The sequence below is a fragment of the Chryseobacterium indologenes genome, from assembly GCF_002025665.1.
Lineage (GTDB): Bacteria > Bacteroidota > Bacteroidia > Flavobacteriales > Weeksellaceae > Chryseobacterium > Chryseobacterium metallicongregator.
The window spans coordinates 2,784,358-2,800,953 of sequence record NZ_CP018786.1; the positions used below are offsets into that span (position 1 = coordinate 2,784,358).

Sequence of the window (16,596 nt, forward strand, 5' to 3'; positions counted from 1 at the left end):
TGATAATTATATGCTTTAGTTTTATGAAAAGTGTTATTTTATGAACTTTATATTTTCTTCATTCCCTTCCTTCAGGTAAATTGCGGTGAAGACCAGAGGTTTTTCAGCTGACGCATTATCAAAATGAAGAATTTTCACGTTTTTAGGTTCGTAAAAAGCATCTCCTGCATGAAGCACCACTTTTTGTTGTCCTTCAATCTGAAAAACAGCTTCGCCAGAATTTATAATTCCTAAAACGGGACAGGGATGCAGATGTTCAGGAGCTCCTTGTCCTGCAGCCATTGTTATTTCCTGAATTTCTGTAAATTTAACATTCTGATCAAGAGCAGTTTTTAATAATTCTTTTCTGGAAATGGTCTTCTGCTGAGCTGCTAAAACAACAGAGTTCAGCATCAAAATAACAATTATAAATGGCTTCATTGATTAGATATTTAATGTATTAGATTAGATATTCAGCTTTCCTTGTCCAAATGTACCTGTGCTTTCAAAAAAAGAACCACCATACACATACCAGTCAAGGCTTTCCAGGTATTCCACTGCATTTTCCGGAGTGATCTGGGCACGGTCTTTTTTCGAAACAATTCCTTTGTACCATCTTCCTGATTTGGAAAAACTTTCATATTCAACAAAATAATGAATCCATATTCTTTGGCACAGTTTGCACTGTTGAATCGTTACTTCTCCATATCTTCCGTCTGTATGATCTATACCTAATTCCGAACTTCTGAATTCAGTATAATTGAAGTCAGGTTTTTCACAGGCACATCCTAATTTTTGGATTTTATTCATTGATATTGATTTAATAAAGCCCCAAATCTAAGAAAATAAAACTCCATAAGGCAAATAATATGATGATACTACTTCATTAAATCCAGCAAAACTTTCTCATATTTATCCAAAATAATATTCTTGGAAAACCGTGATTTAATCGAGTTTTTTATAGCATCTCTGTTGTAATTGTTCTGCAATACGGTTACAATCTGCTGGGCAAAGCCATCATAATTTTCAATATTGGCAATTTCACCATTTATATTGTGCTGGATAATTTCATTGATTCCCCCAGGGCAGTTATTGGCTAAAGAATAGGTTCCACAGGCTCCAGCTTCCAGAAGAACATTGGGAAAACCTTCGTATCGCGAAGAAAGCACAAATAAATCAGCATATTTCAAATATTGATAGGGATTTTCTTGTCTGCCATGGAAAATCACTTTTTTCAATCCTAAAAGCTCTTTTGTCTGAAGCAAAAGGTCTTTGTCTTTTCCATCTCCTAAAATATGAAGCATAATGTTTTCATTCTTCAGTCTTGAAAAAACTTTCAGCAGGTTATCAAATCCTTTTCTGGAAGACAGATTTCCAATGGCCACTACATTTTTATAATTGTATTTGAAACATTCCGGTTTTAAAGAAATAGACATTTTATCTTCAATAAAGTCAAAGTCTACAGGATTATTGATCTTGACAATTTTTTTCTTTTTAATATTGAAATTATCAACAAGATCTTTCATCATATCATCACTTTGAGCGATAATTCTCTGATAGTTATTGTAAAAATTATAGAAAAACTTAATCTCTTTGCGGGTTACATGCTGTGTGACAACATTAGTTTCTCTCGCAATAAATTTTGTTCTTGGAAAAAGTCTTATAAACAATGATAAATAAGCATTTACTTCACCAAAACCGGAGAATACAATATCAGGTTTTCTTCTGTAGATTTCTCCTAAAATAGGTTTTAAAGAATGTCTTATTCTTTCGGTATTGATATCGATAATTTCGACATCTTTTTTCAGAAAATTCAAATATCCGCCTTGTTTACGTAACAGCAAAATCTTAGGCTCAAACCGATCTCTGGAAAGATGATTCGCTATTGTGGTAACAATCCTTTCTGCGCCCCCGGTTTCTAAGTCCGGCAGAATAAATATGACAGATATTTTTTTCATCTTATCAAAGTTACTAAAAAGTTTGGTTAAAAGTCAAATATAGGAAGGGTGAAGATTGCTGTTTTGATGGTAATTAACAGAAATTAACTAAGCTTTAAAATCTGATTTGATTTTACTATTTACTGTAGACGTAGCACGCTATAAAAATAAAGTAAGCCTTCCTGATGAAAAGCTTACTTTATCTAATTATTCTAAAAATATTGATTTTTTTAATTCGCTACGTCACTAATGAATTTAATTCTCAACATTCTTACTTCTTCATCAGACAGTTCATCCCCGAATTCATCCAGCAATACTTTCATACTGTCGCTTTCAGATTCGTTCATGAATTCCATGAACCCGTCTACAATGTCTTCATCAAAATTATCTTCAATATAATAGTCGATATTCAGCTTTGTTCCCTGATAAACAATCCTTTCCATTTCTTTCAGAAGTTCATCCATAGAAAGATTTTTAGCTCTTGCTATATCTTCAAGGTCAATTTTCTTATCAGTACTCTGGATGATGAAAACTTTATGGCTGGATTTATTGGCCACCTGCTTCAATACCATATCCTGAGTACGTTCGATGTTGTTATCTTCTACGTATGTTTTGATGTAATCTGCGAATTCTTTACCGTATTTTTTGGCTTTTCCTTCCCCTACACCATAGATTTTGGTGATCTCATCTACACTTATTGGATATTGAACTGTCATATCCTCCAAACTTGGATCCATAAATACTGTATAGGGTGGAATCCCATGTTTTTTGGCTACTTTTTTTCTCAATTCTTTCAACAGATTGAAAAGGTTCTGATCCAGTCCTCCTCCAGCCTGCTGCTGTACCTGATCACTCTCAGCTTTTGCCTGAGTAAGATCAAATTCACGGTCTTCAGCAATTAAAAAGATGTCTTTAGATTTACCATTCAGGACACTTTTCCCTTTCTCTGTAATTTTTAAAACCCCGTAGGTTTCAATATCTTTCTGTAAAAAATTCTGAACAGTCGCCTGTCTCAAAATTGTTTTCCAGTAATTATCTTTTTCGTCTTTTCCAAAACCAAAGTGAGAACTTTGTTCAAGCTTATAAGATTTTGTTACTGCATTTTCCTTTCCTACGATAACGGAAATCAGATCTTTAGATTTGAATTTTTCTCCTGTATCATTGATCAACGCCAATGACTTTTCGAGATCTATCGTAGCATCTTTTAATTTTGGAGGATTGGATGAGTTGTCGCACATTTTAGCTCCGTCTCCGTTTACCGGATCGAAACTTTCTCCAAAATAGTATAGAATATATTGTCTTCTGCTCATGGAAGTTTCGGCATACCCTACCACTTCATTCAAAAGCTGTAATCCGATTTCTCTTTCTGAAACAGGTTTTTGAGCCAGGAATTTCTCCAGTTTTTCAATGTCTTTCGGATCATAGAATGCCAGACAATGGCCTTCTCCTCCGTCTCTTCCTGCTCTGCCGGTTTCCTGATAATAGCTTTCCAGTGATTTCGGGAAGTCGTAATGAATTACAAAACGGACATCAGGTTTATCAATTCCCATCCCGAAGGCAATGGTGGCCACAATTACATCCACTTCTTCCATCAGAAATTTATCCTGATTCGCTACTCTCACTTTTTGGTCAAGACCGGCATGATAAGGAAGTGCATTAATTCCATTCACCTGCAAAAGCTGGGCAAATTCTTCAACTTTTCTACGACTCAGGCAGTAAACAATTCCTGATTTTCCTTTATGTTGATTGATAAATTTAACGATTTCCTTATCTACATTGATTTTAGGACATACTTCATAATATAGATTAGGACGGTTGAAACTTTCTTTAAACACCAACGCATTCGTCATTCCTAAAGTTTTCTGGATATCATCCTGAACCTTAGGAGTAGCAGTAGCCGTTAAAGCAATCACCGGTACATTGGCGATTTTGTCAATAATCTGTTTCAGATTCCTGTATTCCGGTCTGAAATCATGTCCCCACTCTGAAATACAGTGAGCCTCGTCGATAGCAAAGAAAGAAATTTTCACCTCTTTCAAAAAATCCAGGTAATCATCTTTAATTAATGATTCAGGAGCTACATACAGAAGTTTGGTTTTGCCGCTTTTGATATCGTCAAAAACCTGCTTGGTCTGCGTTTTGTTTAATGATGAATTCAGGACGTGTGCTACTCCATCATCTGATGAAAGACCGTTCACCGCATCTACCTGATTTTTCATTAACGCTATTAAGGGCGAAACTACTATTGCTGTTCCTTCCGAAATAAGTGCCGGAAGCTGATAACATAATGATTTTCCGCCACCTGTAGGCATTAAAACAAATATATCCTTCCCATTCAATAGGTTGTCTATAATTTGTTCCTGCTGGCCCTTAAATGTAGAAAACCCAAAATACTTTTTCAATTCGCCTGATAAATTGGCTTTTTTTGCGCTCATCTAATTTTCTATTGCTAAATTTGCATCTCACCCAAAGTTATAAAAATTCTGCTTAAAATAAAAGCGAACGAATTTATAAAAAATAAAATTTATATTAAATATTCTTTTTAAAATATAACGTTTTTTATAAACTTTTTTGTATACCTTATCATCGTAAAATGGATAGAACCAACATTATATCAATTGCAAAAAGCACTTTAGAAATAGAAATTTCTGAACTAGAAAAATTAAAAAACAGAATTGATGACCAATTTGCACAGGCTGTAGAGATCATTCACTCGGCAAAAGGAAAGCTCATTGTAGTAGGAATAGGGAAATCTGCCCATGTGGGTAACAAAATTGTTGCTACGCTGAATTCTACAGGTACGCCTTCTCAGTTTTTACATGCTTCAGAAGCTATTCATGGTGATCTTGGAGTCATTCAGAAACAGGATGTTGTTTTATGTATCTCCAACTCCGGAAATTCTCCAGAAATTGCCAATCTGGTTTCTTATTTAAAGGATTATTCTTCTGCTCTTATCGGAATGACAGGAAATAAGACGAGTAAACTCGCTGAGTTTTCTGAGGTTATTTTAGATACTCATGTAGACGTTGAAGCCTGCCCTAATAAACTGGCTCCTACAAGTTCTACAACTATACAAATGGCTTTGGGAGATGCTTTAGCTGTTGCTTTAATGGAACTGAATGATTTTAAAGCTAATGATTTTGCCAAATTCCACCCTGGAGGAAGCCTAGGAAAGAATCTTACTTCTAAAGTAGAACAGTTTCTTTCTTCCCAAAAACCTCAGGTTACAGAAGACTCTTCCATAAGAGACGTCATCATTTCCATCAGTGCTTCAAGCCATGGAATCACTGTCGTAACCAAAGAAGATCAGATTATTGGAGTGATCACAGATGGTGATTTGAGAAGAATGCTGATGAAGGGAGAAGATATAAGTAAGGTATCGGCTAAAGATATTATGTCTGCCCGTCCGAGAACAATTGAAAAGGAAGCTCTGGCGAAAGAAGCCATGAAAGTTCTGAAAGAAAATAATATCGGCCAGCTTGTAGTAACGGAAAACGGAAAGTATTTTGGGATTATAGACCTGCATAAACTGTTAGACGAAGGAATTAACTAGAATTCAAATAAAGGATTTCAGGCATTGTACCTCCGGATCAGCATTTTAATTAAATATTTTTAAGGTATCATGATGATTATTCTTTATTTACTGATTCTATTCCCTATATTTTTGAAAAAATATCTTGACTATCAGGATTCACAAAGAAATAAAGTACATCATCTTCCGATGGAATCTGATCATAGACCTGAATATCCTACTCATGATAGAAATTTATACTATGATCAAAAAAGTCAGGACTATTTTGACCTCGTTGTCCGATGTCTGATCTTCTGTACTTATGATGATAAAAAATTCAATTCTGTTGCAGACTGCCTGTCTCTGACAGATATCGGAGATGATTTACATATATTCTCATACAGCGAAGAAATAGAATCGTTATTCAGAAATAAGTTCATCAACGAATCACTGAGACAGAAAATATCAGATTTTAAAAAGGTTACTGATGAAGTCACAGAAGAAGAATGGGTTTTCGAATCAATAGATCTTAGCCATGATGAAAGGTGGAAAAAAATCAACGCAGCTGCAGAAGACCTTTTAACAGAAATGAATATTAAAGAAAGGGATTTTGATTTTGCTTTATATGTACCACGATAATTTTAGAATCCAACATCGGTCATTTAATTAAATATTTTATAAATTTGCGCTTTAAAAATTGTATTCTGTGAGTGATGGTAAAGACATGTCCTTTCTTGGACATATAGGAGAATTAAGAGGGCATCTGATCCGTTCGATTATTGCTATCATAATTGCGGCTTTTGTGGTGGGTTTTAATATCAACTGGATTATGGACCATATCTTTTTTGGACCCACCAGAAATGATTTCCCGACTTTCAGAGTTGTTAATCATTTTTCAAGAATGATTTTAGGAGAAGATAGTATTCATCTTCCAAAGGACTTCCCTGTTCGTGTACAAAGATTGTATCAGCAGTTCAACGTAATGATGGCTGTTTCTGTTTTTGGAGGAATGGTAGCTGCATTTCCTTATATTGTCTGGGAACTGTGGCGTTTTATTGGTCCTGCTTTACATCCGAGAGAAAGAAAAAATTCTATTTATATTATTAATGCGGTATGGATTCTTTTTATGACCGGAGTATTATGTGGTTATTTCCTGATTCTTCCGTTTGCCGTTAATTTCGGGGTCATTTTTAAAATCTCAGACATTATCGTTCCGCTTTATGATTTAAGTGATTATACCACTTTATTTTTACAGGTGGTTTTGGGTATGGGCGTTATTTTCCTTTTCCCGATTTTGATCTACTTCCTTACCAGCATCGGAATTCTGACGCCTACATTTATGAAGACCTACCGTCGTCATGCTATTGTTCTGATTATGGTAGTGGCTGCAATCATTACTCCGGCAGATGTTTTAAGTATGCTGATGGCTGCATTCCCGCTGCTTATCTTATATGAATTCAGTATTATGATGTGTACATTCACCTATAAAAAAGTACAGAAGAGCAACGGAAATCTTCCTGTAGTACAGAAATAAACAGTATTTTTTACTAATAAAAGCTTAAACGCTACCATTTGATTGAATGGTAGCGTTTTTTTTATTTAAAAAATCAACCTTAATTATATCTATTCTTAATATAATTAAAAACAACGATAAAATTCAACTAAAATTATAAAGTTGGGAGCAATTAACAATGTATCACCAGCTAAAGATTTAAAAAAATAAACTATCTTTAAAAACTTTAATAACAATCAATAAAAAAATATGAAAAAGAAAATTATTTTCGTCTGTGCATTGGCTTTAAGTCTAAGTGGTTTGCAGGCACAACGCTGGAAACCTGTCTCGGAAAAAGTTACGCCAGTAAGAAAAGAAGTAAAAGTAGAATATGCCTACAAATTTGATCTTTCTGCATTAAGAGATCAACTAAAGAATGCTCCTGAAGCAGGAAAAGGAGGAAGCGCTGTAATTGTTTCCCTTCCTACAGCAGATGGAAGAATTGAAAGGTTTTCAGTGTACAGTTCGCCGGTAGTAGAAAAATCTATGGCGGACAGATATGAATTGGGAGCATACTCAGGTATCGGGCTGGATAATCCGCATAAACAAATCCGATTCAGTACAGCACCAAACGATTTTCAGTCTATGACATTTAATACTGATACAGGAAAATACGAATTCATAGAACCGATCAATAAAGAAAAGGATGTATATGGAGTCTTTTTCAAATCTAATAAATCTCATGAAGATCCTTTCGAATGTAGAACCTCTGAACCTGAGAAGGTAAAGAAAGAAATGAATAAACTGCTTAAAACAAAAAATGTTTTAAAGGGGTTAGGGAGCGCTAATAAAAGTAATGAACAAAAATACAGAACCTACAGAATTGCCATCTCTGTAAACGGTGAATATACGCAACTTGCCGGAAGTGTTCCAGCAGCAGCAGCCCGTATTAACGCTACAATGAACCGTGTAAATGGTGTTTTTGAAAAAGATTTCGGAATCCATATGATTGTACAGGATCTTCCCCAACTTATATTTGCAGATCCCGCTACTGATCCTTATTCAAATGTAATCACCAATTCAAACGGAACCTATAGTGCTCCCGGTGCATGGAACCTGCAGCTTCAGCAAACGCTTACCAATACTGCCGGTGTAGGTAACGCTGCATATGATATAGGACATTTCTTTGGCCATAGAGGTGGCGGAGGAAGTGCCGGAGATGTAGGAAATGTCTGCAGAAACCCTGCAAGTAACAATGATGCAACCTCTAAAGGAGCGGGAATTACTTCTCCTTCTACTCCGGATCAGCCTTTTGGAGATAATTATGACATCGATTTTGTAGCTCATGAAATCGGCCACCAGTTCGGTGCAGCACATACCATGTCTATTGCATTGCACGGTGCCCATATGGAGCCGGGATCCGGATCTTCAATTATGGGATATGCTGGTATTACCAACTATAATGTTCAGATGCATTCTGATGCTTATTTTCATACCAAAAACATTGAAGAAGTAGGTACCTATGTTAATGCTCAGGACTGTGGAATTATTACGAATGTAGCCAATACACCTCCTTCTATTCAGCCAATGGCTAATAAAATGATTCCTAAAGGAACGGCTTTTGTGTTAACAGCTTCTGCAACAGATACACAAAATGATCCTATGACTTATACCTGGGAACAATATGATCTGGCTACATCTGCTTTTGGGCCAGTAAGTGCAACCAGAAATAATGGAGCGAATTTCAGATCTCTAATGCCTACAACCTCGCCTACCCGCTATTTCCCTAAATTCACCAATGTTCTTAACGGTGCTCTTACCAGTGCAGTAGATTGGGAGACTGTATCCAATATCCCGAGAACAATGAATTTCAAGGTAACGGTAAGAGATAACAATCCGGATGCTGCACAACAGCAAACTCAGAGCAGTCTGATGAAAGTGGATATAGGAAATGAAGGACCTTTCAAAGTAACTTCAACTACCGTTTATAATAATACAGCTGGAGCCGTGACTTGGGATGTGGTAAACACCAATAATGCTCCGTATAATGTACAAAATGTTAAAATAGATTATACTACAGACAACGGAACTACATGGACCGTTATTAGTCCGTCTACAGCTAATGACGGATCTGAGCCGTTTTCTTTTTCTTCTTTGGCAACAGGTGCGAGTGTAAAAATAAGAGTAAGCGCCATTGATAATGTATTCTACGCTGTTGGAAATGCTACCGTATCCGCATCTGCGAGTGCTTGTACAACATCTGCTCCAACAGGAATTACTGTAACCGGTATTACAAGAACTTCAGCATCAGTAAACTGGACCGCATTAGTAGGAGCAACATACTCTGTAATGTATAGAAAAGTAGGAACAGCAACATGGACTACAGTACCTGTTTCAACAAATGCTTACAACATTTCAGGGCTTACTGAAGCTACTCAATATGAAGTACAGGTAGCTAATGTTTGTAGTGCTTCGGTTGGTTCTTATTCAGCATCAACGAATTTCACAACATCTCCATTTGCTAAATGTTCAATAACCGGAACAAATGCTGCTGATGAGTATATTTCCAATGTTACAGTAACTGGTGCCGGAATGAGCCCTGTTTCAAACAGCAGCAGTAATACTCCTTACACAGACTATACTACAGATCCTTCAAAACTAATTACGCTTATGTCCGGATCTACTGGGAATAATGTAAGTATAACCAAAGGATGGACAGGTGCTCAGTATAATGACGGAGTAACAGCATGGATAGACTTTAACAAAGACGGAGTATTCTCTTCTTCTGAAGTCATCTACACCAGCGCAGCTAGTACCATATCACCTGTTTCCGGAACATTCTCCGTACCGGCAGATGCTTATACCGGAGGAAACGTAATTATGAGAGTTGTATTAGGCTATGAAAGCCAGCCAAACAGCGGATGCAGCAACCAGCAATATGGTGAAGTTGAGGATTATCCGGTACTGATTCAGCAACAGCTTTCTACCAGTGAGACTGTGAAAGATAAGAACTCAATTCAGATCTACCCTAACCCGGCAAGTGATGTATTGAATGTAACTCAGATTTCATCTAAAGCTCAGTATATCATTACCAATATGGCGGGTCAAAAAGTAATGAATGGCCAGATTAATGATAATAAAATCTCTGTATCCAACCTAAGTACAGGAGCTTATATTATTTCAATTGAAGATAAAGGAACGACTTCAAATCTGAAATTCATCAAAAAATAAAATCTAATCAGTTTTTACAGCCCGGCAATGACCGGGCTTTTTTTATGTCTTCTTAAAATCTGTATTTAATTTGATTTCCTGCATGGGGCTATTAATTTAATTTTATACTTTTGAAAAGATTTAATATAAGTTTAAATGAAAAAATTATCATATACACTCTTATTTGCATCAGGGCTGGTTTTCGGACAGTTCTTTGAGAAGGGTAAGGTTTTCACCAAACAGGATACATTAAAGGGTTCCAATACCGAATTCAGAAATTTTTGGGATGTCAAAAAATATGATCTTTCTGTAGAGCCCGATTTTGAGCAGAAAAGCATTAAAGGAAATAATAAAATCAGTTTTGAGATCATCAAAGATATTACCAATCCTGTTTTCCAGATTGACCTTCAACAACCAATGAAAGCGGATAAGGTGGAAGGAAACTTTCCTATTGCCAATTATAAGCAGGATGGAGACTTTATTTTCATTACAACAAATAAAAAATTCAAAAAAGGTGAAAAATATACAATTAACGTTACCTATTCCGGAAAGCCTACCATAGCTAAAAAAGCACCGTGGGATGGCGGATGGGTTTTCACTAAAGATGAAAAAGGGAATCCATGGATGACTGCTGCTGATGAGGGAATAGGAGCTTCCATATGGCTTCCTACCAAAGATATCTGGAGCGATGAACCTGATAACGGGATCATTATGAAAATTGTCACTCCCAATGATCTGGTAGGTGTGGGTAATGGCAGACTCACTGATAAAAAAACAACCGGCAGTAAAACTACTTATACCTGGGAGGTCAAAAATCCTATCAACGCCTACTCCATTATCCCGAGCATAGGGAAATATGTAAATTTTAAAGATACATTTGAGGGTGAAAAAGGAAAACTGGACCTGGATTACTGGGTAATTGACTATAATCTGGACAAGGCAAAGAAACAGTTTGAGCAGGTAAAACCTATGTTATCAGCTTTTGAATACTGGTTTGGTCCGTACCCGTTTTATGAAGATTCATACAAGCTTGTAGAATCACCTCATCTTGGTATGGAACATCAAAGTAATGTAGCCTATGGGAATAAATATCAGAACGGCTATCTCGGCAGAGATCTTTCTGGGACGGGAGTTGGGCTAAACTGGGATTTCATTATTATTCATGAAAGCGGACATGAATGGTTTGCTAACAATATTACCGCAAAAGATCAGGCTGATATGTGGATCCATGAAAGTTTCACCAATTATTCCGAGACTCTTTTCACGGAAAAATATATGGACAAAAAATCTTCTGAAATTTATGTTCAGGGGATCAGGAATTTGATAGACAATGACATTCCTATTATTGGCCAGTATGGTGTAAGAAATGAAGGCAGCGGAGATATGTATCCGAAAGGAGCCAACATGCTTCACACGATAAGGCAAGTTATCAATAATGATGAAAAATTCAGACAGATTTTAAGAGGTTTGAATAAAGACTTTTATCATCAGACTGTTACCACTCAACAGATAGAAGATTATATTTCTTCAAAATCAGGAATCGATTTTTCAACGGTTTTTGATCAGTATCTGAGATCCATAAAAATACCAACCCTTGAGTATGCTCAAAATGGGGATACTTTAAAGTTCCGTTATACGGATGTGGTAAAAAACCTGAAATTACCTATCATCATCAATGGTGATCAAACCATAAATCCAACGGAAGAATGGCAGACCGTAAAACTTAAAAAGAGCACTTCGGTTGAGCTAAGCCCGAACTATTATATCAATTATAAGGAAACTAAATAAAGAAAAAGGCAAATCCGCACATCAGCAGATTTGCCTTTTTGCTTTTTGCTATTAAAATTTTAAGAAAAGTTTAATACTTTCTTCGTAACAAACTCAGAAAAAAAGCAACTATTTAACTATTAATTTAAGCCTAATGAGAAAAACAGTACTTAGCCTTGGTATTTTTGCTGCTTTTTTAGCAAATGCTCAGTCTATAAAAACTACTATTGACCTTGTCAATGTAAAAGATGATAAAGTAGCCGTTACCATGGAATTTCCGAAAATGAAATCCGGAGACATTAAATTTCATTTCCCAAAAACGGTTCCAGGTACTTATTCTGTAGACGACTATGGAAGATTCATCGAAGGAATCAAATTTTACGACAATAAAGGAAAAGAACTTACTTATACTAAAGTAAATGACAATACTTACTCCTTGAAAAATGCTCAGGCACTTTCCAAAATCTCATATCTTGTGAATGACAGTTTTGATGATGAATTGGATACATCAAAGCATAAAGCAGTATTTTCTCCTTCAGGAACGGATATTGAAGAAGGAAAAGTATACATGATCAATACCCACGGATTCATAGGATATATTGAGAATATGCAGGATGTTCCTTATCAGCTTGTCGTTCAGAAACCAACTGATTTCTACGGAACCACAGCGTTGGTGGATCAGGATAAATCTGAATCTACAGATACCTATACTCTTGCCAATTATGCTAAGGTGACAGATTCTCCATTAATGTATACAAAACCTGATTATATTACCTTCAACGCAGGAGGAATGGATCTTGTATTGGGTGTATATTCTCCAACAGGAAAATATAAAGCAGCAGATTTCAAAGACAATCTTGAAAAAATGGTTGTTGCCCAGAAGAAATTCCTGGGAGATATGAACACGAATAAAAAGTATGCCATCATGCTTTATCTTTCCGGTGGTGACGGACCTAAAGTAAAAGGTTTCGGAGCATTGGAACACCACGAATCTACAAGTGTTGTTCTTCCGGAAGCAATGCCAAAAGATGCTATTGACAATACTATTACAGATGTAGTTTCTCACGAATTTTTCCATACTGTAAATCCTCTGAAGACGCATTCTGAAGAAATTCACTATTTCGATTATGCAGATCCTAAAATGTCTCAGCACCTATGGATGTACGAAGGCGGAACAGAATATTTTGCCAACTTATTCCAGATTCAGGAAGGTTTGATTAATAAAGATCAGTTCCTTGAAAGAATCGGTGAAAAAATTGCCAACTCCAAGAGTTATGATGATACAATGCCATTTACGGTAATGAGTAAAAATGTATTGGTAGAGCCTTACAAAGATCAGTACAGAAACGTATATGAGAAAGGAGCGCTTTTAGCCATGTGTTTAGACATCGAGCTTAGAAAATTGTCCAACGGAGAAATGGGATATCGTGATATGATCAGAAAACTGTCTCAGAGATTTGGTGAAAACAAACCTTTCAAAGATGATAAACTGATTGACGAACTGGTAACAGTTACGGGATATCCTCAGGTAAAAGATTTCTATAACAAATATATTGCAGGAAACCAGCCAACCCCTTATGCACAATATCTGAGCATGGTAGGTGTGGATATTAAAAAGCAGGAAAGCCAACCTCTTTTCTGGTTTATCAAAGACCCGAACCAGACTGGTTTTGATGAGAAGACTAATGCTTTTGCTTTTGATGACCATTCTGCATTATCTCCATTTGCAAAAAGTATCGGATTCAAAATTACAGACCAGGTACTTGCTTTAGACGGAAGAACAGTAGACATCAAAAAAGTACAGGATTTTATTGGTTATACCAGAACCATTAAAGAAGGCCAGGAAGTAACGGTAACTATTTTAAGAGATAATGCCGGGAAGAAAGAGAAAATGACATTGAAAGGAAAGGCTATTCTGGATAAAATGACTATGGAAACTCCTTCATTTAAGGCGAATCCAACTCCGGAAGAACTGAAACTACAGACACAGTGGCTTACTGGTAAAAAATAAAAACAAAAGCGGGGAAAATTTCCTCGCTTTTTATTTTCTTACTCGATAGCTTTATTCTTGAATATTCAAACCTAACAGTTTTTGAAAACCTGTTAGGTTTCTTATTTGTAAAAGAAATTTGCAGTTAAAGAGTTTCCTCCTTTCTGATTGTTATCCTGAAAGTACTTCCCTTTCCTACTTCAGTCTGAGAAATTTTGATATCTCCGTTGTGGTATTCATGAATTACCCTTCTTGCTAATGACAACCCCAATCCCCAGCCTCTTTTTTTGGTAGAATACCCTGGATTAAAAGCATTTCGGGCCTGTTGTTTTGTCATCCCGCTTCCGTTGTCCTTTACTTCAATGAGAATATTTTTATTTCTTTCAAAAACAGACATGGTGATAGCTCCTTCTCCTTTCATTGCATCCACAGCATTTTTTACAAGATTTTCAATCACCCAGCTCATCAGAATTTTGTTATGAGGAACCAAAACGGTATATGTTGGAAGATTAAGTGTAAAATTGATTTTCCTTGAAATTCTTGTTTTCAAATAGTCATAATTCTCCTGAATGGTTTTATTAAAATTTCGGTCATTCAACTCAGGAATAGAACCAATTTTTGAGAATCGTTCTGAGATCGTTCTGAGTCTTTCAATATCTTTTTCAATCTCATGTACGCCATCTGAATCCGGATTATCCAGCTTCATAATCTCTATCCAGCCAATCATAGAAGACAAAGGAGTTCCAATCTGATGCGCTGTTTCCTTAGCCAACCCAGCCCAAAGATAACCTTCATCTGTTTTCTTTATCGTTCTGAAAAACCAGAAAGAAAAACCAAAATACAGTAAAATAAACAGTCCTAAAATATAGGGTGAATACCTAAGATTATTAAGCAGACGCGAATTGTCATAGTATACAAACTGATTATTGCCATCTGGTACCTTAATCTCAATAGGATCATAGTTTTTCTCCATATTCCGGATCAAATCCTGCAATTTCTCAGGATCCTTAATTGTACTTTCAGGAATATTTCTGTAGTATCCGAGATCAAGGATTGGATTTTTATACTTATCTGTTACAATGAACGGAATAGTATTATTGATATTCAGGATATCAGGCAACAAATCCAGAACGTCTGTGTCTGGAGTTTTCACTTCCTGTTGTATTCTTATTGCTTTGGAAAGAAGACTGATCCTTTTGATCTCCTCTTTTCTGAGAAAATTAATAAGCGATGTTGAAGCTACTACAATAGCAATCACCAAAGTAGTCATCACCACAAAAATGATCCAGTTATTCAGTCTGGTGAGTATGGATTTTCTCAAAGTATTTTATTTTAAAACATTCAGGATTTTCTGCAGCTCTGTATTTCCACTTCCCTGATAATTGTTGATGATAATCGAAAATACATATTTTTTTCCATCTTTTGCAGTGTGATATCCTGCGAAAGATTTGGTATCTCTCATCGTCCCGCTTTTCATCTTCATTCCATTATCCTGAACCGGGAATCCGTCGTAATAAGCCTCAAACCATGATTGTTTTTTAGCATATAAAAGTGCCTGTACTTCTGCTTTTGCAGCCACATAATTTTGTGGAGAAAGTCCGCTCCCATCAGCAAAATTGATCATATTAGGATTAATTCCCTTTGATTTCCAGAATTCTTTCAGATAAGAAACACCGCTTTTGAAACTTGAATTTCCTTTTTTCTCTTTTCCTAATGTTTTAATCAGGGTTTCTCCGTAAAGATTGATACTTTTTCTTAAAAACCAGTAGACAATTTTATCTAAAGTCGGAGACTGATAAGTAAGGAGAATATTATTTTCCGGAGCGACTAAAACCTGTTTTCCTTCTATTTCAAGTTGAGAATTTGTTATTGCTTTTCCTGAAAGTTCAATTCCGGCTTCTTTTAACCATTGTTTTACTTCTGTGGCTAATTGTAATGGAGGATTAGGAGTAGAACCGGAAACGGTAACGGTTTTTCCTGCCGGAAGCATTCCATTAATCAAAGCAACATCAGAATGAGGAGCGGTAAAAATCAGACTTTGATCCGAGTTTCCTCCTGCTTTAAGATCATTGAGCCACTTTACGCCTTCCAGCGGATAAGAAAACCCTTTAAAATCAGTTCCGTTAATATTGATATCAAACTGGTTTTCTCTCCAGTTGATTCCCCAGACTCCAGCTCCGTAGTAATTACCAAGATCATCCCAAGGCCACCCTCCCGGAATCGTCTGATGATCAAAATAAGAATCATCAATCACCAGATCTCCTGAGATTTTTGTTATTCCTGAGTTTTTAATTGCCTCAATCAGCTTCTTTTTAAAATTTTCAGGTTTATAGCCATCATACCTCCAGCTTCCTAATGTAGGATCACCTTTGGAGCTGATGAAAAGATTTCCGTTCAGCGTTCCTCCGGAGATATTTCCGGAATAGCTTGAAGTAGTAGTGAAAGTATAATTTTTCCCTAAAGCTTCCAATGCAGCACCTGCCGTAAAGATCTTCTGTGTAGAAGCTGTAGAAAGTCCTCTGTTTCCCTGATATTCGTATATAAAACTGCCGTTTTCATCTGAAACATAAAATGATAAACTGGAAGAAACTGCTCCAGAAGAATCCATAAGATCCTTTGTTACTTTATCTAATTTTTGGGTTATATTCTGAGCAGTAACAATTTGTACAGAAAGTGTGAGAACAGCAAGTGTTTTTTTCATTGAATTGTT

12 protein-coding genes are annotated in these 16,596 nt (G+C 36.1%); 6 read left to right on the forward strand and 6 right to left on the reverse strand.

The features are described 5' to 3' along the window. Positions 1-33: 33 nt before the first annotated feature. The 4 genes from BUE84_RS12675 to recQ all read right to left on the reverse strand — a co-directional run bounded on the left by BUE84_RS12675 (position 34) and on the right by recQ (position 4,351). Entirely contained in the window at positions 34-420 is a 387-nt protein-coding gene (locus BUE84_RS12675) for a cupin domain-containing protein (RefSeq protein WP_079241929.1), read from the reverse strand. A gap of 24 nt (positions 421-444) precedes the next feature. Then, a complete protein-coding gene (locus BUE84_RS12680) occupies positions 445-789 on the reverse strand; it encodes a hypothetical protein (RefSeq protein WP_079241930.1) in 345 nt (114 codons plus the stop codon). Positions 790-857: 68 nt separating this feature from the next. Beyond that, the gene (locus tag BUE84_RS12685) at positions 858-1,937 is read right to left on the reverse strand and encodes a glycosyltransferase (protein ID WP_079241931.1); all 1,080 of its coding nucleotides are present in this window, start codon (positions 1,935-1,937) and stop codon (positions 858-860) included. Between the two features lie 209 nt (positions 1,938-2,146). Continuing rightward, positions 2,147-4,351 (reverse strand): DNA helicase RecQ, encoded by a 2,205-nt coding sequence (recQ, locus tag BUE84_RS12690; protein WP_079241932.1) that lies wholly within the window; start codon positions 4,349-4,351, stop codon positions 2,147-2,149. A 158-nt stretch (positions 4,352-4,509) separates the two neighbouring features. Here recQ and BUE84_RS12695 point away from each other — a divergent pair, with 158 nt between their 5' ends. The 6 genes from BUE84_RS12695 (at position 4,510) to BUE84_RS12720 (ending at position 13,907) form a co-directional block, all read left to right on the forward strand. Next, positions 4,510-5,469, forward strand: a complete 960-nt coding sequence (locus tag BUE84_RS12695) for an SIS domain-containing protein (protein ID WP_079241933.1) — start codon at positions 4,510-4,512, stop codon at positions 5,467-5,469. Between the two features lie 69 nt (positions 5,470-5,538). Beyond that, complete coding sequence (locus BUE84_RS12700; protein ID WP_079241934.1) at positions 5,539-6,066, forward strand: hypothetical protein; 528 nt, start codon at positions 5,539-5,541, stop codon at positions 6,064-6,066. A 67-nt stretch (positions 6,067-6,133) separates the two neighbouring features. Beyond that, the gene (gene tatC / locus BUE84_RS12705; RefSeq protein WP_185116992.1) at positions 6,134-6,961 is read left to right on the forward strand and encodes a twin-arginine translocase subunit TatC; all 828 of its coding nucleotides are present in this window, start codon (positions 6,134-6,136) and stop codon (positions 6,959-6,961) included. Between the two features lie 228 nt (positions 6,962-7,189). Further along, entirely contained in the window at positions 7,190-10,150 is a 2,961-nt protein-coding gene (locus tag BUE84_RS12710) for a reprolysin-like metallopeptidase (RefSeq protein ID WP_079241935.1), read from the forward strand. Positions 10,151-10,285: 135 nt separating this feature from the next. Then, positions 10,286-11,917 (forward strand): M1 family metallopeptidase, encoded by a 1,632-nt coding sequence (locus BUE84_RS12715; protein WP_079241936.1) that lies wholly within the window; start codon positions 10,286-10,288, stop codon positions 11,915-11,917. A 133-nt stretch (positions 11,918-12,050) separates the two neighbouring features. Continuing rightward, entirely contained in the window at positions 12,051-13,907 is a 1,857-nt protein-coding gene (locus BUE84_RS12720) for a PDZ domain-containing protein (RefSeq protein WP_079241937.1), read from the forward strand. Positions 13,908-14,031: 124 nt separating this feature from the next. On the opposite strand, the gene BUE84_RS12725 is transcribed toward BUE84_RS12720, so the two are convergent. Beyond that, complete coding sequence (locus BUE84_RS12725; RefSeq protein ID WP_079241938.1) at positions 14,032-15,207, reverse strand: sensor histidine kinase; 1,176 nt, start codon at positions 15,205-15,207, stop codon at positions 14,032-14,034. A gap of 6 nt (positions 15,208-15,213) precedes the next feature. After that, a complete protein-coding gene (gene dacB, locus BUE84_RS12730) occupies positions 15,214-16,587 on the reverse strand; it encodes a D-alanyl-D-alanine carboxypeptidase/D-alanyl-D-alanine-endopeptidase (RefSeq protein ID WP_079241939.1) in 1,374 nt (457 codons plus the stop codon). Between the last annotated feature and the right edge of the window lie 9 nt (positions 16,588-16,596).